The 21,584-nt window shown below is 45.2% G+C and carries 22 protein-coding genes; 10 read left to right on the top strand and 12 right to left on the bottom strand.

The genetic code is table 11. The features are described from left to right. Window positions 1-8: 8 nt before the first annotated feature. The 10 genes from ACEW9O_RS29815 to ACEW9O_RS29860 form a co-directional block, all read right to left on the bottom strand. On the bottom strand, window positions 9-1,226 hold the full coding sequence (locus ACEW9O_RS29815; protein WP_373553895.1) for a TlpA family protein disulfide reductase: 1,218 nt from the start codon (window positions 1,224-1,226) through the stop codon (window positions 9-11). Window positions 1,227-1,552: 326 nt separating this feature from the next. After that, window positions 1,553-1,750: a hypothetical protein gene (locus tag ACEW9O_RS29820; RefSeq protein WP_373553896.1), complete on the bottom strand. Its 198-nt coding sequence runs from the start codon at window positions 1,748-1,750 to the stop codon at window positions 1,553-1,555. Window positions 1,751-1,797: 47 nt separating this feature from the next. Then, complete coding sequence (locus ACEW9O_RS29825; RefSeq protein ID WP_373553897.1) at window positions 1,798-3,015, bottom strand: TlpA family protein disulfide reductase; 1,218 nt, start codon at window positions 3,013-3,015, stop codon at window positions 1,798-1,800. Between the two features lie 90 nt (window positions 3,016-3,105). Then, entirely contained in the window at window positions 3,106-3,270 is a 165-nt protein-coding gene (locus tag ACEW9O_RS29830) for a hypothetical protein (protein WP_373553898.1), read from the bottom strand. A 60-nt stretch (window positions 3,271-3,330) separates the two neighbouring features. Next, a complete protein-coding gene (locus tag ACEW9O_RS29835; protein WP_373553899.1) occupies window positions 3,331-4,680 on the bottom strand; it encodes a nucleotide disphospho-sugar-binding domain-containing protein in 1,350 nt (449 codons plus the stop codon). 35 nt (window positions 4,681-4,715) lie between these two features. Then, the gene (locus ACEW9O_RS29840) at window positions 4,716-5,273 is read right to left on the bottom strand and encodes a TlpA family protein disulfide reductase (RefSeq protein WP_373553900.1); all 558 of its coding nucleotides are present in this window, start codon (window positions 5,271-5,273) and stop codon (window positions 4,716-4,718) included. After that, window positions 5,228-5,878 carry a hypothetical protein gene (locus ACEW9O_RS29845; protein ID WP_373553901.1) on the bottom strand — a complete coding sequence of 217 codons (651 nt, stop codon included), beginning with the start codon at window positions 5,876-5,878 and terminating at the stop codon, window positions 5,228-5,230. Before ACEW9O_RS29845 ends, ACEW9O_RS29840 begins: the two co-directional genes overlap by 46 nt. A gap of 311 nt (window positions 5,879-6,189) precedes the next feature. Next, complete coding sequence (locus ACEW9O_RS29850) at window positions 6,190-6,387, bottom strand: hypothetical protein (protein WP_373553902.1); 198 nt, start codon at window positions 6,385-6,387, stop codon at window positions 6,190-6,192. A gap of 159 nt (window positions 6,388-6,546) precedes the next feature. Further along, a complete protein-coding gene (locus ACEW9O_RS29855; RefSeq protein ID WP_373553903.1) occupies window positions 6,547-7,158 on the bottom strand; it encodes a hypothetical protein in 612 nt (203 codons plus the stop codon). A gap of 1 nt (window position 7,159) precedes the next feature. Continuing rightward, window positions 7,160-8,557: a carboxypeptidase-like regulatory domain-containing protein gene (locus ACEW9O_RS29860; protein ID WP_373553904.1), complete on the bottom strand. Its 1,398-nt coding sequence runs from the start codon at window positions 8,555-8,557 to the stop codon at window positions 7,160-7,162. Window positions 8,558-8,850: 293 nt separating this feature from the next. Here ACEW9O_RS29860 and ACEW9O_RS29865 point away from each other — a divergent pair, with 293 nt between their 5' ends. The 10 genes from ACEW9O_RS29865 to ACEW9O_RS29910 all read left to right on the top strand — a co-directional run bounded on the left by ACEW9O_RS29865 (window position 8,851) and on the right by ACEW9O_RS29910 (window position 18,023). Further along, window positions 8,851-9,849 carry an AAA family ATPase gene (locus ACEW9O_RS29865; RefSeq protein ID WP_373553905.1) on the top strand — a complete coding sequence of 333 codons (999 nt, stop codon included), beginning with the start codon at window positions 8,851-8,853 and terminating at the stop codon, window positions 9,847-9,849. A 95-nt stretch (window positions 9,850-9,944) separates the two neighbouring features. Next, complete coding sequence (locus ACEW9O_RS29870) at window positions 9,945-10,817, top strand: DUF58 domain-containing protein (RefSeq protein WP_373553906.1); 873 nt, start codon at window positions 9,945-9,947, stop codon at window positions 10,815-10,817. After that, window positions 10,814-11,764 carry a hypothetical protein gene (locus ACEW9O_RS29875; protein ID WP_373553907.1) on the top strand — a complete coding sequence of 317 codons (951 nt, stop codon included), beginning with the start codon at window positions 10,814-10,816 and terminating at the stop codon, window positions 11,762-11,764. The genes ACEW9O_RS29870 and ACEW9O_RS29875 overlap by 4 nt, the downstream gene beginning before the upstream one ends. A gap of 136 nt (window positions 11,765-11,900) precedes the next feature. Then, window positions 11,901-12,887 (top strand): VWA domain-containing protein, encoded by a 987-nt coding sequence (locus ACEW9O_RS29880; protein WP_373553908.1) that lies wholly within the window; start codon window positions 11,901-11,903, stop codon window positions 12,885-12,887. A gap of 141 nt (window positions 12,888-13,028) precedes the next feature. Continuing rightward, on the top strand, window positions 13,029-14,093 hold the full coding sequence (locus ACEW9O_RS29885) for a VWA domain-containing protein (RefSeq protein WP_373553909.1): 1,065 nt from the start codon (window positions 13,029-13,031) through the stop codon (window positions 14,091-14,093). Beyond that, window positions 14,090-14,809: a tetratricopeptide repeat protein gene (locus tag ACEW9O_RS29890; protein WP_373553910.1), complete on the top strand. Its 720-nt coding sequence runs from the start codon at window positions 14,090-14,092 to the stop codon at window positions 14,807-14,809. The genes ACEW9O_RS29885 and ACEW9O_RS29890 overlap by 4 nt, the downstream gene beginning before the upstream one ends. A 94-nt stretch (window positions 14,810-14,903) precedes the next feature. Beyond that, on the top strand, window positions 14,904-15,455 hold the full coding sequence (locus ACEW9O_RS29895) for a BatD family protein (protein ID WP_373553911.1): 552 nt from the start codon (window positions 14,904-14,906) through the stop codon (window positions 15,453-15,455). A 5-nt stretch (window positions 15,456-15,460) separates the two neighbouring features. Then, entirely contained in the window at window positions 15,461-17,215 is a 1,755-nt protein-coding gene (locus ACEW9O_RS29900) for a BatD family protein (RefSeq protein ID WP_373553912.1), read from the top strand. Between the two features lie 54 nt (window positions 17,216-17,269). Next, window positions 17,270-17,566: an SCP2 sterol-binding domain-containing protein gene (locus ACEW9O_RS29905; protein ID WP_373553913.1), complete on the top strand. Its 297-nt coding sequence runs from the start codon at window positions 17,270-17,272 to the stop codon at window positions 17,564-17,566. A gap of 61 nt (window positions 17,567-17,627) precedes the next feature. After that, a complete protein-coding gene (locus ACEW9O_RS29910) occupies window positions 17,628-18,023 on the top strand; it encodes an ACT domain-containing protein (RefSeq protein ID WP_373553914.1) in 396 nt (131 codons plus the stop codon). Here the strand turns inward: ACEW9O_RS29910 and ACEW9O_RS29915 are convergent. Both ACEW9O_RS29915 and ACEW9O_RS29920 read right to left on the bottom strand, forming a co-directional pair. Beyond that, complete coding sequence (locus ACEW9O_RS29915) at window positions 18,020-18,766, bottom strand: LytR/AlgR family response regulator transcription factor (protein WP_373553915.1); 747 nt, start codon at window positions 18,764-18,766, stop codon at window positions 18,020-18,022. The genes ACEW9O_RS29910 and ACEW9O_RS29915 overlap by 4 nt on opposite strands. 7 nt (window positions 18,767-18,773) lie before the next feature. After that, the gene (locus tag ACEW9O_RS29920; protein WP_373553916.1) at window positions 18,774-21,476 is read right to left on the bottom strand and encodes a histidine kinase; all 2,703 of its coding nucleotides are present in this window, start codon (window positions 21,474-21,476) and stop codon (window positions 18,774-18,776) included. Window positions 21,477-21,584 lie beyond the last annotated feature (108 nt).

The following is a 21,584-nucleotide window of genomic DNA, read 5'->3' on the forward strand; positions in this document are numbered from 1 at the left end:
TGGAAAGGTTAAGGATTACGAATGATTGATTCTATCTCACCCCAATGTTCAGCAGGATTTCCAATCCATCGAATTTTCATTTGATCATCCAGCAAAACAACAAAAGGAATTGTTTTGTTAGGATTAAGAAAGGCACCTAACAGTCGCCCTGCGTAAGCTTGCTGCCATGTCATGTTGTTTTTCTGAATAAAATTTTGTACAAAATCTTCGCGATGATCTCCTGAATTAAGCCCAATTATCTCTAAAGTAGCTGCGTTTTTTTCACCCAACTGTCGAATAATGGGGAAGTCCTTAATGCAGGGCCCACACCAGGTAGCCCATAAATCCAACAGCATGAATTTCCCAGTGCCTTTCCAGGCGTACAAGCTCACTGGTTCTGGCTTTCCAACTGGATAAAATGAAAAGTCAGGAATAATCGAAGCATTTTCAATGTTTTTCCCTTTCAAGTGCTGATTAATGTCTTCATCTGCGTATTGAATGCTATCTAATGTTCCCAATTGGACGGATTGCAGCCGAGGAAGGATTGGAGCTACAGAGCCTAATTTCAAGTTGCGCACTTCTGAAAAGTGAGATATCTCTTTAGATACCCATTCTGCACCTAATACAACTCCAAAGGGGGTTAATCTCCTTTCAAAGAAGTAGGGTAATATCTGATCTTTACCCACAGAAATTTCTTCTGCTATCCAGTAATAACTAGGCACACTATTGGGGCGATCATCATCAAAGCGATAAAGATGACAGAGGAAGCCCTGAATGAGTTTGGTTTTTTTATTTAGTTTTTTCCATTTGTTATAGTCTACTATTTTAAACCAATCGTTTACATTTACTTTTTCACGCCAATTTTCATTGGTGTTCAAATCTAAAAAACTTTCAATTTCCTGGACTTTCCCAAGGGGTATCCAAGTTCCTGTGTTTGGTACTATTATAAAGGCTCTTGTACCAACTTGATAATAGATTTGCCTAATCTCTTTTCTGTTATTGGAAAAGGTTTCGGCCCACAAACTATCTCCTTTAATATATATTTTTATTCGAGCAGAATCATCCAGCACTTCTTCTGCAAATTCCTCTTTACCAAGAGCCTTGAAGCTTTCTTTTATGATCTTTTTATCCTCAGGTGCATATTGAGTTCTGGCTACATTTTCTATAACCCCTTCAAATCCTTTGCTTTGAGCAAGGGCACTTTGAATAATTGATAAAATCACTAGAAAGCCGCAGAAATGTTTCATGCTTATTTTTTATATTACCAAAGAAGAGCCAAACAAACCTATTTAGCTCTTCTTTAACACGTTCCGAAAATACTTACATATCGCACAATTTATATCCTCGCCCAAGTAGAGCATGAATTGCTTGGGCCTGGCGCATTTTGACAGGATCCCCTGATTCGTGCAAATACACAAGAATTTCGTGATACAACCAAAAACAGTCCATCGCTCCTCCATGATACTGATGGAGGCTTGAATCTAGAATTTTCTTCATTTTAATGATTTTAAGTTTAAAATGTATTAAGATCCCATTCACGCGCTAAAGCACGTGGCAACTGAATCGTTTTTAGTCAAAAACCAGAAGGCCTATCGTCTTCAGGTGTACATAAAGTGTAGCCTTTGCCTAATAATCTATGTATTGCAAATGCTTGCCTTTGCAAAAGTTCATTCTCAGAATAATAAATCATCCATGTGAGCTGATGCATAAGATCATGGCAAGAAATTCCTCCTGAGAATCCAGCCAATTTTGCCTCATTTGCTTTTTTCATATTGTTGTTTGATTAATGGGTTAAAAAAGTATATGCATTCCCCAGATTTATTTTCTTGGGGTAATGTGTTCGTCTAAAAATGTGCGGATTTCGTTGAGCGACAAATCGGGTTTGCCCATCATAACGACCTTTCCATTTCGATCAATAAGCACCATTGAAGGATACATACGCATCGGATTTAACAAATCATGCAACTGATGTGATACAAAACCTTGAGGCCACTCTGGCATGTATTTTTTTAGCACTTCTTTCACTTTTTCAATGTCAGTATCAGCATAGTTTAACGACAAAACCTGCAACGAACCTCCATAACCTTGCTTAAGCTTACTTAATTCAGGGAAAGATTTTAGGCATGGGCCGCACCAAGAAGCCCAGATATCAACTAGCAAATAGTCCCATTGGCCCGGTAAACCTTTCAATGGGACTATACGACTGCTTTCTATTTCAAGAAAAGACCAATTGCCGATATCATCATTTATAGACAATGGAGTTGTAACCATATGATTATTCTGCTCGATGTTTTGATAGCACCCCACCACATATTGGTTTAATAAATCATTTACTTTTTCTTGTATTGAGAACTGTGTAAGGGAATCTATTTTAGTCAGTTCTTGTGTTTCTATTTTTTCAAAAAGTGGAATTGAATGTATTTCTGACTTTACGATCAACTCCTGACGGTACAGAAAGCTGCTACCCGCTGGAAAAGGAAAGAGTGCAGCTTTACCAGGTAGTATCCAGTATTGAGCAGTGCTTTGAAATTGTGGCAATGACTCTTGCCATTTTTCGCAAATCAAACCTCCCACCATTTCTTTGTTTTTGATTTTCCTAGCACTGCCGTTTGTGTTTTGTAAATCATTGGCTACAAAACTCCCCTCTCCGAGTGCACGATCTACAGATTTTTGCAATAACTTCGGTGTAAAGACCATCCTTTGTCCAGTACGGAGATCAATCCCTTGCATAATTCCCCCATATTGGTATCCAATCTGCTTGGATTGAATCCCATCATGCGTAGTGACAATCAGAACAGTGTCCAGGCGATAATAAATCGTAGTATGGCCCACTTCTGAAAACATAGACCTAAGCTGATCGGCACCATTAGGTTTATCTCCTATGATTGTACTAAAGTTTTTCTTCTGTGTTTCTTTTTCAATTTCTGAAACAGCCTTTGTATTTCGTGTATATTCTAAAACATAAACTGGATTGGCTATTTGTGCATACATCGCCCAGTTAAGAAAAAACAGCAATAGTATAATTTGTATTTTCACTGTTTGATGATTTATTCTGAAAAACCTGAATGCGAACATGAGGGTAATAGATAAATTACCCTCATGTCCAATAGTGCTCAAAGCATACGCTTAATCGCAAAGTTTGTAGCCCCGCTTTTGCAAATCCCGAATGGCAAAAGCTTGCATACGCGACCCAATGTACCCGTCCATCATTTGATTAACCATCCAATCGAGGTAACCGCAAGTCATCCCTCCGTGCAACAGGATCATGTCCTTTTCATTGATCTTTTTCATGAAATATTATTTTAAGTTTGATGAAAACGTCTGCTCAGAATTGAAAATCAGAAAGTATTCTCAATCCATTATAGGTATTGTTTCCTTGTTTTCTCTCAAAACAAGGTTGATAATAGGCTCGATATCTAGATCATTGTTCAACCTTGATCTGAGTTTCTCTAGGTTGTCTTGGAATATTGACTCCCAAAGCAACCGGGTTAATTTGACAGTCAGTTCAACATATGATGTCTGATTTAAGCTCCCCCTCAATCCCACTCCATAATACTCCACCCTGGCCGCATTCCCATTTTGATCCCAACGTTCATTGAGCGGATATACCAACAGTGGCACCTTATGGTCAATGGCTTCCAACACCGAGTTGAGCCCGCCATGTGTGATGATAACCTGGCAACGTTTGAGTACTTCCAATTGGGGTACCTTTTTGTAAACCAACACATTGTCGGGAACCTTGCTCAGTTGCCGCGTTTCGATCATCCCGGTAGCCAAAACCAGGTTCCATTCCGGTTTTTGGCGAAAAACTTCCAATACCTGCTCCAAAAAGTGGAGGCACTTGGGGTTATGGAGTAAATTCAGGGTACCCAATGAGCAATACACCCATTTTTCACCCTTTCGTACATCCATTTTTTGCAGAAGTTCCAATTCGTTTTTCGATAGCTCTACTTCAATACGGTCATGGTTCAATTGAGTGCCTGCATAATATTGACCCTGTACTTGCCCAAACTCTGGCAAATCAAAAGCCTGTGGTGCCATGATGATCTCATGGAGGTCCTTAATCCCTGGGCGAAAGCTACGCTTGGTATCAAGTGCGGCCAAAATTTCCGATTTTTGATCACTGGCTACCCCCAATACAGTTTTCAGCACCCCTCTTTCCAGCGTGATCAAGCGTTGCCATTTATTTTTTAGCCTCTCCCATTGCCAGTTCAGGCTTTTTAGCCAATCGCTTGTATCTATACCCAAGCGGCTGTACAATGGTGGCACACCTTTTCTCTTCACGGTAGAAAGCATGGTTTGAATCAAAAAAACGCGCCTGGACTTGAGGTTCAACAAGAAATAGTTGTAACTCAGGAAACTGTCTAGCAAAACCACATCCGGATTGAGCCTTGTGATCAACTGATCCAGTTGTTGAGCGATAGCTTGAGCAAATTTTTCCTTTTCGTTCGTCAAAATGTCGGCGAAATTTTCACCCAGTTTTTCAAGCCAGGAACCTTGTTCCAAGCCCAAACCGCCTCTCTTGAAAAAGAACTCATTGTTGCTGACGACGGCATCAAAACCTTGTGCCTGTATGCTGGCCGACATATGCGGACTGACGCCATACACGATCCTCGCACCATGAGCTTGTAGCTTTCGGCAAAAGTTGTAAGTCCCGTTTATGTGCCCAACGGCATCCGCCATCAATACCAGGATCGTCATTCGTATTCCTTTTGAGTAGAGAACAAGAGACTGTTTCAATCAAGATATTTAAGCATTCCTTCCCAGGTCGTTTCGCCATGAAACTGTTTCACCAAATCCCCCTTGTGGTTGTAGATCAGGATTTCGGGAACACCCCGCACACCAAATTTCTTCGCAAATTGTCCGCTAGAATCAATCAGCACAAAATGCTTGGCAAGGGTATCCAGACGGTATTTTTTTGCAAATTTCTCGACTTTGCTTCTGCGCCCTGCCCCTACCCAAACTACGCTGGTGGTTTTTGCATATTTTTCCACATAACGATGCGCATTTTCAGCCTCGTAGGCACAAATAGAACAATCAGGATCAAAAAAAATAAAGATGCTTTGATCTTTGCCTACAATTAAATTGGTATTCAGATTTTCCCCTCCCAAGGTTGAGAGGGTAAAATCCGGCAATTGGGCCCTCTCTTTGGCTCGCTGTGCCTTTTGGCCGGCCTTTTCACTAATTTGCCAGGAAAGCAGGCCAATAATGGACAACAATAACAGTAGGGTGATTATTTGTCTCGCCTTCATGCACTCAAGCTTAATTGTAAAAACGTGACGAACAACATCCAAAGTAAAAAGCCCACACCGTAAGAAAGGGCGACAAAGGCTAAAGCACTTCGAAAAGGGCGATTCATGGCCCGGCTTACTCCTGCTGCAAGCCCTAAGCAAAAGAATAATTCAAAGATATTGATGGCTCGGAGGGGCATCACCCACCATTCTTCACTACGGCTCAGGTGCAACAAACCTGCGATGGAAAAAAAATCCGCATCTGAATAATCTTCCATGTGCTCTACATTTAAAAAAAGTAGGCACACCAGCAACATGGCTACACTATAAAGTGGGTATACGATAGAGGATTTGATGCTAATGCTAAAAAAGCGTCGAAAACCAATTTTTTGGCTGCGATGCTCTCCCAATAAATAGCCAATATTCAAACATGCTGCAGTGAAAAACACCTGGAAGAAGATGAAAATTGGAATAATGGCGTAACCTACCCATTCCCATTCTTTTCGGGTCTCTAAAAGCTGCTCAATCCGATCGTAAGCCAATTGTTCGCCGAAAGTATTGTAGATGACATCCTCCGTAAAAACCAACCTTTGCTGAATGAACGACACCGCAATGTACAGTAGCCAAATGCTAAAAAAAATCAGCCATCCACTGGACTCCTGGAGCATGTACCATATTCTTTTATGGCCGTTTAGGTGAGTTGATTCAAGTACTACTGATGTGTCTTTCATATGATTCTACAATAGATTGCTAGGCAAGCAGCGTAACTCCTTGCACCAGATTATTCCAGTCAATTGATCAGGGGACAATGCTATTAGATAATCCCTAAAGACAGGTTCTATAACATCTCCTTTACTATTACAAAAATAATTCCCAATGCAATACCAAATTCGGAAAAAACCGGAAAAAGTCGGAACTAAAATTGTTTCTTCGGGGAGAAAATCAAATCTAATCCTCGTAGAATTGAAAATTTACCCAATTATCTCTTCGCTTTTTCCTTCTTCTCCCAAATCCCCGTAGGCTTCCCATATTTTTCAAAAAGAAGCTCACACTCAGGAATAGTCAAGCGACCTCCTTTGCGGGTAATTCCAACATCCTTGATCCAATTGTAAAGTGTACGAGTAGTAATTCCATAGGCAATAGCTACCTCAGAGCGAGACAGTGGTGTTTTTAACATAGCAAACAAGCGTTTAGCTCACCGTTCATAGGGGGTGAGGGGTTAGTGAATTATGCTTCACGATGATTGCCTCCGTATGTTATTGATTTTGTTCCAACAAATCTATAACGTCCATTTAACAAAGTCAAGCCCCCCTCCCATATTTTATGTTTTATTTTTTCACAGCATCAACAAAGGGATGGCCAACTTAAACCCAAAATAAAAAACTGCCAGAATGACCACCATTGCCGTGATGGTGCTGACCGCCAAATCTTCAAAATGCTGGTAAAGGCAGACAAAAACGGCAATAAAAAAAGCAAAATCCATCAGGTGTACCGAGCCAAGTATGGTTTCGAACACTGTACCACTCTCGCCAAATGGGTCAGGTTGTTCCCCCAAGTAGAAAGCTTCTCTGAAGACTTTTAACTCACCCCTTTGAAAATCAGGATTGAAAAAAGTAAAGTAGATGCATTTAACGATGTCAGGGATAAAAAAGACGCAGTAACTGATGGCCAAAATTTTTATGATTTTTTTGCTGTCAATTTCTTGCCACAAATAGGTAATCCCTTTGAACAAGAAGAAAAAAACCAACAGGAATAAAAACATGACGAAAACGGCCAGCAGGTAGTTGTAGATAAAAAACGTTTGAAAATCGCCCTGAAATTCTATTCCATCTCGTTCATACACTCTTGCTCTAAGTTGAAAAAAACCATAATAGCGCGTCAAAAAAAGCAAGAGAGGCAGAATCAGGAATAACCAATACCGGTTTTTTATTGCAAATAGACCTTTCATCTCACTGATTTTTTTTGAATTGTTGCTCCAATGATTCTTCAAAAGTCAGGTCACGGATTACTTTGTTTTCTAGAGGTGTAGCCAAGAGCACATTATAGTTTCTCCAAAAGCGCTCGTTATATTGTTTGCGCACATCATCGGTATCTTCTTTTCTATTGAGCGTTTGACGGGGTTTTACTTTTGCCATTTCCTTTTTGTCCGGTTGAACTTCATTGACCATCAAGCTGCAAAAATTATAACTCCCCGTCGTTTTTCCTTCATGAATTTTACTTTTTCGGAAATCGCCCATGGTCAGCCATTCGATGTACGACAAGTAGTATTTTCCAGCTATTTTTTGATAATCGACTCTAATTTTGCCAATGTATTTACCTCCATAGAGTGCATTTTGAGTAGAGTGTTTTATAAATTCGGCATGGCTTTTACCTTTTTCGGAGCTTGTGTCTATTCCAGCCTCTAAAATAATTTCTTCATAACTTGCAGCATTATTGTATTCTATATGATGTATCCCATAATCCCGGCTATTGATGTATATGTTACCATAGTTTTCCGGAAAGCGGAATTTTAGGCAATAGACCTGTTCACCATCATAAGAGGTAACATCTACTAAACGAACAGAGGCCTTAGGGCTTTTCAAAATTTCTCCCAACCAATAGCGGCGGGAATTGTGGGCAAAGCTCTTCCCTGGCCCTGGATACTTATGGATAGTTCGTTCATTGTGTGCGTGTATCCTCACCGGATCCTGCGCTAAAATGTCGTATAACGGATTGTCTTTGCCAAACATCATGCCCCAGGCGCGTTGCCCCAAGGTTTGCTTAGCCAGGTTGTTGCTTTTGCGGTATTCATTGACCCGAATGCGCATCCGTTGAGGGTCGGAGTCAATACCCCAGTCTTGGATGTCCACTATACCTTCCATCAGGCGGGTGAAGCTGTAATCGTCCCGGCTTTGTACTTTTTCCCGGTAAAAGGCATTGAGCTGGTGCATTTTGGTGGGATAGTTTTTCTTCAAACGTTTGAGGGCTTCGCGTAAAATGGCACGACCAGAGTCGGAATGAGGTTTGATGATCATCTCGGCCAGTTCCAGCACTTCAGGTTTTAGGTAAATGCGGAGGGTATCCTCCTGCTGCACTTTTGACAGCGCTACGGTGTAGGTTTTAAAACCCAGGCAACTTACCTTGAGGCTGTCCTTGGCATAGGCAGCGGGATAATTCAGGGTAAAAGCACCTACTTCGTTGCTGACTACGCCCATGCCCCGGGCGGGAATCCCCACATGGGCATAGGGAACAGGTATAGAACCTTTGGCAGTAAGCACTATTCCATTGAGTTGAAAATGCTGCTGTGCCACAGCCAGCGAAAAAATGCCTTGTAAAATGAAGACGCCTAAAAACAGCTGGTGTTTCATGTGCTAACTATTAATGGCTCAAGCTTTTCTCTATCATCTCTTTATGTTAACAAAGGTATTTCAAATATTTATTTTATGCAACACTATTTTTTCAAATTTTTATAATCCAGTTGTTGTCTTTTCAAATTTTATTGTTGTTTACGCTCAACATCACCCTTTCCCACTTTTGATTTTCACAAAAAGTTGCGCTTTTTAGCCTTTGTACACGTCCATCCCAACTTTTAGCTCCCGACTTGCATCCGTTTATCAAGTTTTTTCTCCAAATTTGCACTCCAAATTAATTCATCCGGCTGATGCACCACGTGGACATAGAAGCGCTAAACCAACAAATCTACATCGACAGCGCCTTTGTAGAAAAATTACATGCCGAAACGGCCAAAGTGATCGTTGGGCAAGAAAAAATGATTGAACGCCTCATGTTGGGTCTGCTCACCAGGGGTCATGTATTATTGGAAGGCCTTCCCGGCCTGGCCAAAACCCTGGCCATCAAAACCCTTTCTCAGGCCATTGATGCCAATTTCAGTCGCATCCAGTTTACGCCCGACCTCTTGCCTGCCGACATCATCGGTACCATGATTTACAACCCGGCGCAAAACGAATTCACCGTACGCAAAGGGCCCATTTTTGCCAACTTCATCCTGGCCGACGAGATCAACCGCGCGCCCGCCAAGGTGCAAAGTGCCTTGCTCGAAGCCATGCAAGAGCGCCAGGTCACCATCGGCACGGATACCTTCAAGTTGCAGGAACCCTTCCTCGTTTTGGCCACCCAAAACCCCATTGAGCAGGAAGGAACTTACCCCTTGCCCGAAGCACAGGTCGACCGCTTCATGCTCAAAGTCAAAATCGGTTACCCCAGCAAGGAAGAAGAGCGCGAGATCATGCGCCGCAACCTCAACGACGAAAGTTTTGGCCAGGAAATCAAACCCGTAGTCCATCCCGACGACATCCTGCGCGCCCGCCAATCGGTACGCAAGGTGTACATGGACGAAAAAATTGAGCGCTACATCCTCGATATTGTGTTTGCGACCCGCAACCCTGCTGATTATGGGTTGCGCGACCTGCAAGCCCTCATCAGCTACGGCGCATCACCCCGGGCGAGCATCAACCTGGCGCTAGCTGCCAAAGCCTACGCTTTCCTCCAGCGCCGGGGCTACGTCATTCCCGAAGATGTGCGCAACATCTGTATGGATGTACTGCGCCACCGCATGGGCCTGACCTACGAAGCAGAAGCAGAGAATACCACGCAAGAAGACATTGTCAATCGGATTTTGAATACCGTAGAAGTACCATAGACGGTTGAGAAAGTTTAGGGAGGTTGAGAAGGTTTAGGCTACCGCAGCGACTTACTCAACCTTCTCAACCTTCTCAACCTTCCTCAACCTTTTTCATGGAGACCAGCGAATTGCTCAAAAAAGTCCGCAAGATCGAGATCAAGATGAAGGGCCTGAGTAAACACCTCTTTTCGGGTGAATACCACAGCGCCTTCAAGGGGCGGGGCATGTCGTTCAGCGAAGTTAGGAACTATCAATACGGCGACGATGTGCGCAACATCGACTGGAACGTAACGGCCCGTACGGGTGAACCCCACATCAAAATTTTTGAGGAAGAGCGAGAGTTGACGGTAATCCTGCTGGTCGACATCAGTCGTTCAGCGCTTTTTGGCACCGTGGAGCAATTCAAATCCGAAATCATCACCGAAATCAGCGCCCTGGTGGCTTTTTCAGCCATCACGAACAATGACAAAGTTGGGTTGATCCTTTTTACTGATCAAATCGAATTGTTCATCCCTGCCCAAAAGGGCAAACAGCACATCCTGCGCATCATCCGCGAGTTGCTCGATTTTCAGCCCAAAGGCCAGGGTACCCGTATCGATAAAGCCCTGGAGTTTTTCCAACGCATCATCAAAAAACGCAGCATCTGCTTTTTGGTGAGTGACTTCCTGGGGCAAGGTTACGAAGAACCGCTGCGCGTGGCCTCACGTAAGCATGACCTCGTGGGTGTACGCATTGCCGATCCTGCCGAAGCACACTTGCCCAATATCGGCCTGGTACACGCCCTCGACTCCGAATCGGGTGCGCTCAATTGGGTGGATACCTCTTCCGCAAAAGTACGAGCTACCTACGCCGACTGGTACGAGCGCAACTACCAATACTACCGCAATGCCTTTTTAAAGTGCGGCGCGGATAATCTGGACATCCTCACCACCGAGTCCTATACCAATGCTTTGCATCAATTTTTCAAAAAACGTTCAGGCGTATGAGGACATCGAGGATTCGTTTGGTTTTGGCGAGCTGCACGCTTTGCTTTTTTGCCCTGACTGGCCTTTTGGCCCAAGTCAGCGTGACCGCGCAGCTCAAAACCCAGGAAATTCTCATTGGCGATCAGGTTCGCCTGACGGTGCGCATCAGCTTACCCAGTGGTACGACCTTTAAAGCGGTTAAAATCAAAGAGGCACTAAAACAGGTGCCCAAAGTAGAATTGGTCGAACAAGGCTCCTTGCTCACCGTCGCCCAAGAACCCCAGCAAATCCTGGAGCAGCAGTTTGTACTCACCAGTTTTGAAGCCGGGAGCTACGAAATCCCCCCGATCACCATCGATTTTGAAGAAGCTGGACTGACCAAAAGTGCCAGCGCCAGCACCGCATTGCCCTTGAAGGTAGGTTCGATCCCAGTGAACGCCGAACGGGACACTCTACGCGCCATCAAAGACATCAACCGCGAGGAGATTCAGGTCTCGGATTTTATTGTCCCGGCCTTGATTGTCCTGTCTTTGCTGACCTTGCTGGGTGTTAGCATTTATTACTTGTTGCAGCGCAAACAAAAACAGCAACCCGCAGTCGTATCGCCACCGCCACCACCACCACCTGCCCACGAAACGGCTTTGCAAAAGTTGTTGGCACTGGAGCAATCTGATCTATTGGATAGTGGTGAGATAAACGCGTTCCAAACCCAACTGACCTATATCCTGCGCGAATACCTGGAAGGCCGTTATGACATCCATGCGCTGGAATCAACCACCGATGACATTCTCGAATCGCTGCGCAGCATTGGGGTGCCCGACGACTGGCGGGTACAATTGCGCCAGATGTTACAAACGGCGGATTTGGTCAAATTTGCCAAAGCAGAACCACCCCTGAGTTTTCATGTGGAGGCTTTGTACAGCGTCAAAACTTTTGTGGAACAAACGAAGGAAGAGATCATTCAGTAGTGGGGCAAAAATAAATATTCATTTTTCTTGAGCCAAAGGGTTAGATAAAACACTTGAAATGAAACGTTTACTTATCTAATCCTTTGGCAAAACGAACAATTTATTTTTTTATCGCCCCTCAGCCAATTTAATTGACATGAAATTTTTACACCCGTATTTCTTTCTCCTGCTGCTGTTGCTGCCCCTGCTGGCCAGGTGGTATTGGCAACAACACAAGCAACGGCATGCCGCAGTGACCCTGCCCAGCCTGCAAGGAGTGGCGGGTGTAGAAACGCTCAAGTCCAGACTGCGGCGCTGGTTGCCACTTTTTCGCGCCCTGGGTTTTATTGCCTTAGTCGTTGCCTTGGCTCGACCGCAATCGGTATTGAAAGAAGAAAAAATCAAAGCCGAAGGCATCGACATCATGCTTTCGATGGACTTGTCGAGTAGCATGCTGGCCCAGGATTTTGAGCCCAACCGTCTGGAGGTCAGTAAAAAGATGGCAATAGAGTTTGTCAAAGGCCGCCCGCACGACCGCATCGGTCTGGTCGTTTTTGCAGGGGAAGCTTTTACTCAATGCCCACTCACCACCGACCACAAAATTGTCGAAGGTTTTTTACAACAATTGGAATGTGGCAACCTGGAGGATGGCACCGCCATTGGGATGGGCTTGGCCGGAGCAGTGAACCGACTTAAAAGCAGCAAAGCCAAAAGTAAAGTCATCATCCTGCTCACCGATGGGGTGAACAATGTCGGGTACTTCAAACCCCTCACCGCTGGCGAACTGGCCAAGGAATTGGGCATCAAAGTTTATTCTATCGGTATAGGTACCATAGGCGAAGCGCTCACTCCGGTGAGCAGGCTTAGCGATGGCAGTTTTTTTCTGGATTATGCTCAGGTAGAAATTGACGAGGAGCTGCTGCGCGAAATCGCCAAAATGACGGGTGGAAAGTATTTTCGCGCCAAAAACAACCAGGATTTGCGCGAAATTTACAAAACCATCGACCAATTGGAAAAAACCGAGATTCAGGTTACCCGTATTAAAAAATACAGCGAAGAATTTCACCGTTGGGTATTGATCGGATTACTTTTTCTGCTCGCCGAGTTTGTGTTGCGCCAGACTTGGTTGAGGAGTTTGCCATAAGGAGGTTGAGAAGGTTGAGAGGGTTGAGGGAGGTTGAGGCTCCGCGAGCGACTTAGAAGCATTCTTGTCTAAGTCGCTCGCGGCAGCCTCAACCTTCCTCAACCTTCCTCAACCTCCCTCAACCTTCTCAACTTTCAAATTATGTTTCGCTTTGAGCATCCGTTTTATTTGTACGCCTTAGCCATCCTGCTGGTCTTGGTCCTGCTGATGTTGGGGGCGGCTTATGCACGCAAAAGAGCCCTGATCCGTTTTGGCAACCCGGAACTGCTCCAACGACTGATGCCCGAACGGTCGCCCGAACGCCTGCGCAACAAAAACATTCTTTTTCTCATTGGCCTATTTTTCATAATCATCGCCTTGGCCAACCCGCAATGGGGCACCAAAACCCAAGCCGTACGCCGCCAAAGCATCGACATCATTTTTGCCCTCGACATCTCCCAAAGCATGATGTGCCAGGACATTGCACCCAGCCGCTTGATCCAGGCTCAACGTTTGTGCCTGCAATTGATTGAAAAACTCAGTGGCAATCGCCTGGGGGTCATCCTCTTCGCGGGAGAAGCGTATATGCAGGTGCCGCTCACGACTGATTATGAAGCCGTAAGTTTGCTCCTACAAAGCTCGAATCCCGACATGATCAGCAGCCAGGGTACTTCTATCGGCGAAGCACTGGCAATTGCGCAACAAAGCACCAGCAAAAGCAACGGTAACCGCGTTGTACTGGTCATTACGGATGGGGAAGACCATGAAGCCCGCGCAGAAAGCCAGGCGCGGCAAGCGGCCAGGATGGGCATGAAAATTTTCACCATCGGTATTGGCAGCGAAGCGGGAGGTTTTGTACCGTTTGTGGACGAAAATGGCATGGCCGATTACAAGCGCGACATCAGTGGCAAACCCGTATTGTCCAAGCTAAATGCCGGGGTGCTGCGCAAATTAGCCAGTCTGGGTGGCGGCAGTTTTTTTCGCCTGAATACCCAAAGTGATGCCTTGATCGACGCCTTAATGGATAAACTGCAAAAAGTAGAAAAACGCGAGTACGAACAACGGGTCGTTTCGGAATACCGCAGCCATTTTCAGCTCTTTTTATTGCTGGGCATTGGCTTCTTGTTGGGCGAGTTTTTGGTGCATTACCGGCGACGGGCAAAAACTACTTTGACTAAGCGCTTGTTTAAAGGGGAGTTAAAAGGAAAGTTAAAAGCAGATTCATGAAAACCACTGGTTTGTTGTTGTGCGGCTTATTTTTGGGATTGGTGAATGGGTTGCTGGCTCAAACGGCGCACCAATGGTTGCGCAAAGGAGATCAGGAATACCTGGAGCAGCGCTATGCCGATTCGGAAAGCAATTACCGCAAAGCCCTGGAGCGCAAAAACAGCCCCCAAGGCCAGTACAACCTCGGGAACTCCATCTACCAGCAAAAACGCTACCAAGAGGCCCTCACACGGTATGACAACGCGGCCAAAAAAGCGGCAAATCCTGCCGATAAAGCCGCAGCCTACCACAACCTTGGCAACACCTTTTTTCAGCTCAATGAACTGGACAAAAGCATCAATGCCTTCAAACAAGCCCTGCGCCTGAACCCCAATGACAAAGAAACCAAGTTCAATCTAGCCTTGGCTCAGCAACGCAAAAAGCAAGAAGAACAACAAAAACAACGTTCTTCTTCTAACGAGGATAAAAACAAGGACCAAAACCAACAGCAACCCCAGTCCAACCAAGGCCAAAAACCCAATCAAGACCCCAAACAGAATCAAAACCCCCAGCAAAGTCAAGGCCAACCCCAGGATCGCCAGGAACAGGCTCCACCGCCCAACCTCAGCCAAAAAGAGGCCCAAAACCTGCTGAAAATCATGGATGAGGAAGAACGAAAGGTGCAGGGGAAAATGAAAAAGGCTCAGGGGAGGCCGAGGTCGGGGAAGGATTGGTAAAACAGTTGTCAGCCAAGAGCGTTCAGCAATCAGCTTGCTGAACGCTCTTGGCTGACAGCTGATTGCTGACAGCTCACAGCTAAAAAATACTCATATGCGCAATCTGATCTTCTACACGCTCGCACTGCTCTTTAGCACTGCAATGATGGCCCAGAAGGGTGCTACCTTCACCACAACGGTAAGCAGCGACTCGATCCTATTGGGCAATGAAATCAAAGTGAGTTTTAAACTCGAAAATGGGGAAGGGCGCAAGTTTACCGCGCCGAATTTTGAGCCCCATTTTGTGGTGGTCAGTGGCCCCAATACTTTTTCCAGCATGTCGATGGCCAATGGGAAAGTTAGCCATACCACCGAGTACAGTTTTTACATCCAACCCAAAGAAACGGGTTCATTTTATATTCCTCCAGCCAGTATTGAAGTCAATGGCAAGGCGCTGGAGACCAAAGCGCTGGAAGTTCAGGTTTGGCCAAATCCAGAAGGCATCAAAGTTAACCCTCGCAAAAAGGAAGCAAAAGACGACTTTTTTGGCCTTGATCGCAATTTCCCCTCTCTCCGCGACTTCCCCGCGCTTCGAGATTATTGGGGCAATCTCGTTCCTCAGCCGACTGAAGACCCCAAGAAAAAGCGCAAAACCTACAAGTTGTAAGATCCATGAGCCTACTGAGAACAATTAGCCTTTTATCCTGTCTCTTACTTTGTAGTACTTTAAGCTGGGCTCAACGCGACAAACCAGAATTTCGAGCCTTTGCCGACGCCAAGCAAGTACTTGAAGGCAGTTTTTTTGAAGTCACTTTTGCGCTGAGCAATGCTGAAGGCACCAATTTTAAAGCCCCTTCTTTTGGCACTGCTTTTACCCTCGTTTCAGGCCCTTCCCGCAGCGCCAGTACCACCATCATCAATGGGCGCATGTCCAGTGAAATGTCCTTTGCTTATGCTTTGCAGGCTAAAAAAATAGGCACCTTTACTTTTGGCCCCGCCAGTATGGAGGTCAATGGCAAAATCATGCGCAGCAACAGCGTGACGGTGGAGGTGGTCAAAAACGAAAACGTAGGCAAAACCAGTAAGGCCCAAAAGGGTGAAGAATTGTTCGTCAAAGCCATTCTGAACGCCCGTGAAGCCTACCTGGGCCAGCAAGTGCGACTCGATTACAAGGTCTTTACCCGGGTCGATCTCGAAAATTTCAATTTTGTTGAAGAATCCGACTACGTTGGTTTTTATGTAGAAGACATTCAGCACCCCAATTCCCATATGGAAGAAGAAATTGTGGGCGGAGTGCGCTACAATACCCGCATTTTGCGCAGCATTGCCTTGTATCCACAAAAGGAAGGCCAATTAAACATCGAACCCGCTACCTTGCAGGTGGCAGTTGTAGCAGGCGGCAGACCTGACCCACTGACCGGCTTAACTTTTGGTGCCGAAATCCGGCGGGTGCCCTTGCGCACCGAGGCCGTTTCGCTGCTGGTCAAACCGCTTCCCTCTGGTGCCCCGGCCAGCTTTAGCGGTGGCGTGGGCATTTTCAACATGAGCAGCGTCATCAACCGTACCGAAGTAACTACCGACGATGCCCTGACCCTGCGCCTGACCCTCACCGGCGATGGTGACATGAAACGGGTACGTGCACCCCTGCTCAATCTCGGCGAGACTTTTGAAGTATACGACCCCAAAACGATCAGCGAAGAAGCCAGTGAAACCGCAGGCCTGCGGGTATCCCGCAAAACCATCGAATACCTGATCATGTCCAAAAAGGCGGGGAAATTTTCGATTCAACCCGAGTTTTCTTTCTTCAACGCCGAATCCAAACAGTACGAAACCCTCAAGGATTATTCCTACAATGTTACAGTACGACAAGGGAGTGGCAATGGAGCCAAAAACAACAGCTCCGGGCTAGAGGAAGGTAGCGACTTGCAGCCACTCAAGGCCATAACGAGTCTGAGCAAAGGCCACGAACCATTGTTCAACAACCCATTATTTTGGATCATCGCACTGGCACCTTTTCTCGTTTGGGGTGGGGGGGCCTTGTATCAATACCTGCGATTGCTGGGCAAAGAGCGCCGCGACGAAGTTCGTCTGCAGAAAAACGCCCGCAAAATTGCCCTGGGGCATCTCAATCAAGCCGAACGACACCTCGTGGCCAATCAAAGCCGGGATTTTTACGATGCGGTATCAAAGGCCATTTTGGGGTATTTGGGCGACAAGTTGAAAATTCCCAAAGCAGACTGGTCCAAAGAAAAAATCACCGCCGCATTGGCGCAACTGAACGTACAACCTGAACTGGTGGAACGCCTGCAAAAGCTCCTGCAAAACTGCGAAATGGCGCTCTTCGCCGGACAGGCCAATGCCACTGCCATGCAGGAAACCTATACCAACGCGCTCGAAATTTTGACCACCGTAGAAGACAACAATTAGATTTTCCCTGTATATTGCAGCGAAAATTCGCCAATTCTCAATAAAAAAACCATCATGACGCTCGACGAAATCACTGATCAATTCAAGGCGCTGGCCGGCAAGGCGCCCTCCATCGGCAAAACCCTCAAGTTTTCATTTGATGAAGGCACCGTTTATGTAGACCTCAGCGGCCCAACCGCCAACATCAGCAACGAGGACAAAGAGGCTGATTGTACCATCATCACCAGCTTGGAAACGCTGAATAAGTTGCGCAGCGGCGACCTGAACCCCATGATGGCGGTTATGGGTGGCAAGGTAAAAATCAAAGGCGACATGGGTGTGGCAATGAAGCTGCAGTCTTTGTTTAGCTGATATATAAAAATTAAAATTCGGTATTCCAAGCTGCACGGCTAGGAATACCGAACCCTAACCAATGCCCGGCGAAAAGGACCTCGTTCAATTGCTAAAAACCATGCACCCCAGCTTGAACGAGGGTGAATATGTATTTTGTACCGTTGCCACTTTAAATGCCATTCCAGCCGATCAAATCCTGTCCTTTTTTAAAGAAGCCGAAGGTTTTACCATTATCCTTACCAGAGCACTGGCTGATCAATGGCAACTCGAATACTCTTTCGTAGCCGCCTGGATCACCCTCACGGTACACTCTACACTCGATGCAGTGGGGCTCACCGCAGCCTTTTCCAATGCCTTGGCTAACGCAGGCATCAGTTGTAATGTAGTGGCAGGGTATTACCATGACCATATTTTTGTGGATTGGAAGGATGCGGAGCGGGCGATGGCGGTGTTGTGGGCGTTGGCGCTTACCTAATTCTTCATCAAAGCGCGCAGCAGTTCCTCTTTGCGTGTCCTTGCTACCTGCACTTTACTTCCATCTACAAGCTCCAGATAGCCACCATCGGAACGGATGAAAGATTTCACCTGATTGATATTGACCAAATTGGATTGATGGACCCGAACAAAGCCTTGTGGCTTGAGCAAATCTTCATATTCACGCAGGGTCTGACACACTAAAATCTGGCGGCCATCCAGCAAAAAAAACCGGGTATAGTTGTTTTCACCTTGGCAACGAATGATTTGATCCGAAGATACAAATTCCAATTTTTCACCCGTTGCCAAGGCAAGACGTTTGGGTTGCAGCGGCTTGTTGAGGTTTTGGATGAGTTCTTTTAGCCGCAGGTTCTCATTTTTCTGTTCCAGCATGCGCCGTGCTTTTTGAAGCGCCTCTTGTAATTCGCTGATTTTAAGTGGCTTTAGTAAATAATCCAAAGCACAGAAGCGAATAGCATGTAAGGCGTAGTGATCGTACGCCGTAGTAAAAATGACCTCAAAGTCTAGATTGGGAGTCGCTTTTAACAAATCAAAGCCTTTCCCATCGGGTAATTCGATATCCAGAAAAATCAAATCCGGTTGATTTTTTTGGAGCAATTTTTGAGCTGCTTGGATGCTATCGGCCTCGGCCAATAATTTCACATCCGGGGCGTACTGCTGCAATAGATTGCGCAATAATTCCCGGTTGTGGTACTCATCTTCAATAATTATGGCACTGTACATAACTTATTTAACTTTCGATGGGCAATTGAATCAAGGCCTCAACGCCTTGGCCTGATGGCCGAGCTTTGAGGCTGAACCGTGCTTTACCTTTGTACATCAATTGCAGACGTTGGCGATTGAGTTCCAGGCTTTTTTGCAAACCCTTTGATCCACGGTCTTGGGCCAACTCTAACCCAATGCCGTTGTCCCTCACCCAAATTTCGATAAATTGATCATTTTTTTGTACTTCAATTTCCAATTGGCCCTTTTCCGTTAAGGGTAAAAAGCCGTGCACAATGCTATTTTCTACCAAAGGTTGCAACACCATGGGCGGAATCAGGGTATTGTATGGGTCAATTTGTGGGTCAATTTTTATGCTCAGCTCAAAATCCTTCCGCAAAGCCTCCAACTTACAATACTGCTGGATGATGTTCAATTCTTCATGGATACTGACCAATTCATCTTTGGTCAAATTCAGTACACTGCGCATCAAACCGCCCAACTCGGCCAGGTATTCCTGGGCTTTTTCCGTTTTATGGGACAACATCAAGTGTTGAATGGCATTCATGGTATTGAATACAAAGTGCGGGTTGAGCTGGGCTCGAATGGCCTGCAGCTGGATTTCCAGTCGCTGACGTCGGGTGCGTTCCCTGCGCCGGATATAATGGCCGGTAATCCACCAACTCAGGAAAACGGTTACCAGCACCCGAAGGCTATTCCAGGCCCATTTTTTGATGTGTTTGTAGCGATCAGGAGGCGCTTGTTTGAGAAACAGTGGTACTTTTTTCACAAATTCCTCATTGAATACAGATTGCATGTTTTCATCAATTCGCAATAAATAGTCATAAATTTTCCAATCTTCATCAATGAGGTAGATGCGATTGCATTTTCCGGTTCGTATGTTCCAGTTGAGTTGTGCCCTGATTTGGTCTATCAGTTGAGTATTGTTGACAAAAACAAATTTACCATTGTTGTGGTGTTTTAAGGCCTTGTACAATTCCTGCTGTTTTTTAAAATCAGGAACAAGGCCAAGGTGAATGATCTGAAGCTGCGGGTAGGCCTTTTTGAGTTTCCACAGATCAATGTCATTCGGACTGATCCAGGAATTAAAGGTTTCATCAAAAAGGTTCAGCAATACCTTTTTTCCCTTGAAAACAGAGCTCGTTACGATTTGGCCCTTTTCGTCCGTCCCACTAAAGGTCAAAAAAGGTTTTCCAGGCTCAGTATTCAAGCTATTCTGGTATAGTTTTTTTACACTTTCCGCTGCTTTTGTTTGTCCATATTGCACGGTGAAAGCTTCATAAACGGGTTTGATTCCCGCCAAATCAAAGCCACGCTCAAAAGCCTCCTGAAGCAGCGCGGATTGGGCCAAAAATCTGGGCATTCCTTTGTACATCAAGCCAGCCAGTGTAAACCGCTCGTTGAGACTTTTTTCACTTTTTGCAACTTTTTCAGTATTGGCCCCTCCAGCAAGGCTGCCGATGCGGTATTCAAGCAGGCTCAATAGGTACTCCACAAAGATGGGTTGCTGCATCGCAACATCATTGACCGTAGATAAAGTGTCAATCATAGCCATAAAGGGCGGGGTACCTACTGAAGGCACATCACCCACATTATTGTAGGTGCGCCAGGTGCGGAGCAAAACATGGGCATATCGATAGTGTAGGCCCCAATAAAATTGCTGGTATAGCTCAGTGCCCAACGCGAACTGATCCTTTTTTAGATTTTGCAAAGCGATTAAAAACTCATCCGCTTGAATTTTTGCAAAGTCTTTAAAACGAGGTGTTTTAGCATTGTAACCCCAACTAGCGTTATTGATGTAGTTGCGCCATCCTTCTTCCTGTTGGGATTTGGCTTCTTGGTCTGGGTTTGTATAATCCAGCATATTGCCAAACAAGTGGCTTTTTCCATTCAATGGCCATCCCGTTTTGCGATCGAAAATGAACTTGATTGTATTGGCAGCCGTAAAGCTCCCCGTGTCCGCTTGAAACTCAATTTTTGTTTTTAACGAAGGATAATCGCGATAAGAAAAATCCAAAGGTTCATGCCGAATAACGTAAGCTTTGGTTTCTTCCCAACCCTTGGGTAGGTGTTTTCCGTATTCATAATAAAAAGCCTCACGCCCAAAGTGGAGATAAGCAATGGGCACCACGTGAGCATTGTCATTGATGGGTTGTTCCCAATTGACGACGTAAGAGTGTTTAGTCTTTTGGACAGGTTCGAAATAAGGAAATATCCACACTGAGTCTTTGCGCTGCTTGAGCGTTTCATTTGTTTTTTCGACCAATGGGTTTTTAAGGTAACTGTGGGTGATTCGCCCCGCAGTGTTCACTCGCCAATACATCTTGCTATTCGAAATCTGGGCTCCGTAGCTATACCAATTACTTTGTCGATCTTGTTGGGTCAAATATTCCGAATCTATGGCGTCATTGAGACTGGGAATGTGGATGTATCTCCTTACACAACGTACTTCCAATAAATGGCTTTGACTGGTTTTTTGAATGACTTTTATTTCCCAAAAGGTCTTTTCAACGTGTTTGATGTTGCCATTGTAGTTGGAAGCTCGATAATCACGGTTATAAACATTGCGGCAATTGATGCGATAGGTTTGATTCAGTGCGAGATTTAGGATAGGCTTATTTTGTGCCCATGTATTAAAGCAATAGCAGGATAAACAAAGGAGTAAAACAGCTTTGAAGCTATAGGTAGTTAACAATTTCTGGGTAAGCATTTTCTTATAATTTTTCGTCAAGTTTATCTTTTTCCAATCTCTCTCAAACCTCAACCTAGTAATCCAGCATTTTGACTGAGGCGTTTGCTTTTTTTACAAAGATAAATC

Origin of the sequence: Haliscomenobacter sp. (genome assembly GCF_041740695.1) — a bacterium.
GTDB lineage: Bacteria > Bacteroidota > Bacteroidia > Chitinophagales > Saprospiraceae > Haliscomenobacter.

Excerpts from the sequence above, each read along its gene's own strand:
- ACEW9O_RS29815 (WP_373553895.1), bottom strand. The coding sequence starts at position 1,226 with ATGAAACATTTCTGCGGCTTTCTAGTGATTTTATCAATTATTCAAAGT.
- ACEW9O_RS29820 (WP_373553896.1), bottom strand. The coding sequence starts at position 1,750 with ATGAAAAAAGCAAATGAGGCAAAATTGGCTGGATTCTCAGGAGGAATT.
- ACEW9O_RS29830 (WP_373553898.1), bottom strand. The coding sequence starts at position 3,270 with ATGAAAAAGATCAATGAAAAGGACATGATCCTGTTGCACGGAGGGATG.
- ACEW9O_RS29835 (WP_373553899.1), bottom strand. The coding sequence starts at position 4,680 with ATGACGATCCTGGTATTGATGGCGGATGCCGTTGGGCACATAAACGGG.
- ACEW9O_RS29845 (WP_373553901.1), bottom strand. The coding sequence starts at position 5,878 with ATGCTCCAGGAGTCCAGTGGATGGCTGATTTTTTTTAGCATTTGGCTA.
- ACEW9O_RS29850 (WP_373553902.1), bottom strand. The coding sequence starts at position 6,387 with ATGTTAAAAACACCACTGTCTCGCTCTGAGGTAGCTATTGCCTATGGA.
- ACEW9O_RS29855 (WP_373553903.1), bottom strand. The coding sequence starts at position 7,158 with ATGAAAGGTCTATTTGCAATAAAAAACCGGTATTGGTTATTCCTGATT.
- ACEW9O_RS29860 (WP_373553904.1), bottom strand. The coding sequence starts at position 8,557 with ATGAAACACCAGCTGTTTTTAGGCGTCTTCATTTTACAAGGCATTTTT.
- ACEW9O_RS29865 (WP_373553905.1), top strand. The coding sequence starts at position 8,851 with ATGCACCACGTGGACATAGAAGCGCTAAACCAACAAATCTACATCGAC.
- ACEW9O_RS29870 (WP_373553906.1), top strand. The coding sequence starts at position 9,945 with ATGGAGACCAGCGAATTGCTCAAAAAAGTCCGCAAGATCGAGATCAAG.
- ACEW9O_RS29875 (WP_373553907.1), top strand. The coding sequence starts at position 10,814 with ATGAGGACATCGAGGATTCGTTTGGTTTTGGCGAGCTGCACGCTTTGC.
- ACEW9O_RS29880 (WP_373553908.1), top strand. The coding sequence starts at position 11,901 with ATGAAATTTTTACACCCGTATTTCTTTCTCCTGCTGCTGTTGCTGCCC.
- ACEW9O_RS29885 (WP_373553909.1), top strand. The coding sequence starts at position 13,029 with ATGTTTCGCTTTGAGCATCCGTTTTATTTGTACGCCTTAGCCATCCTG.
- ACEW9O_RS29890 (WP_373553910.1), top strand. The coding sequence starts at position 14,090 with ATGAAAACCACTGGTTTGTTGTTGTGCGGCTTATTTTTGGGATTGGTG.
- ACEW9O_RS29895 (WP_373553911.1), top strand. The coding sequence starts at position 14,904 with ATGCGCAATCTGATCTTCTACACGCTCGCACTGCTCTTTAGCACTGCA.
- ACEW9O_RS29900 (WP_373553912.1), top strand. The coding sequence starts at position 15,461 with ATGAGCCTACTGAGAACAATTAGCCTTTTATCCTGTCTCTTACTTTGT.
- ACEW9O_RS29905 (WP_373553913.1), top strand. The coding sequence starts at position 17,270 with ATGACGCTCGACGAAATCACTGATCAATTCAAGGCGCTGGCCGGCAAG.
- ACEW9O_RS29910 (WP_373553914.1), top strand. The coding sequence starts at position 17,628 with ATGCCCGGCGAAAAGGACCTCGTTCAATTGCTAAAAACCATGCACCCC.
- ACEW9O_RS29915 (WP_373553915.1), bottom strand. The coding sequence starts at position 18,766 with ATGTACAGTGCCATAATTATTGAAGATGAGTACCACAACCGGGAATTA.
- ACEW9O_RS29920 (WP_373553916.1), bottom strand. The coding sequence starts at position 21,476 with ATGCTTACCCAGAAATTGTTAACTACCTATAGCTTCAAAGCTGTTTTA.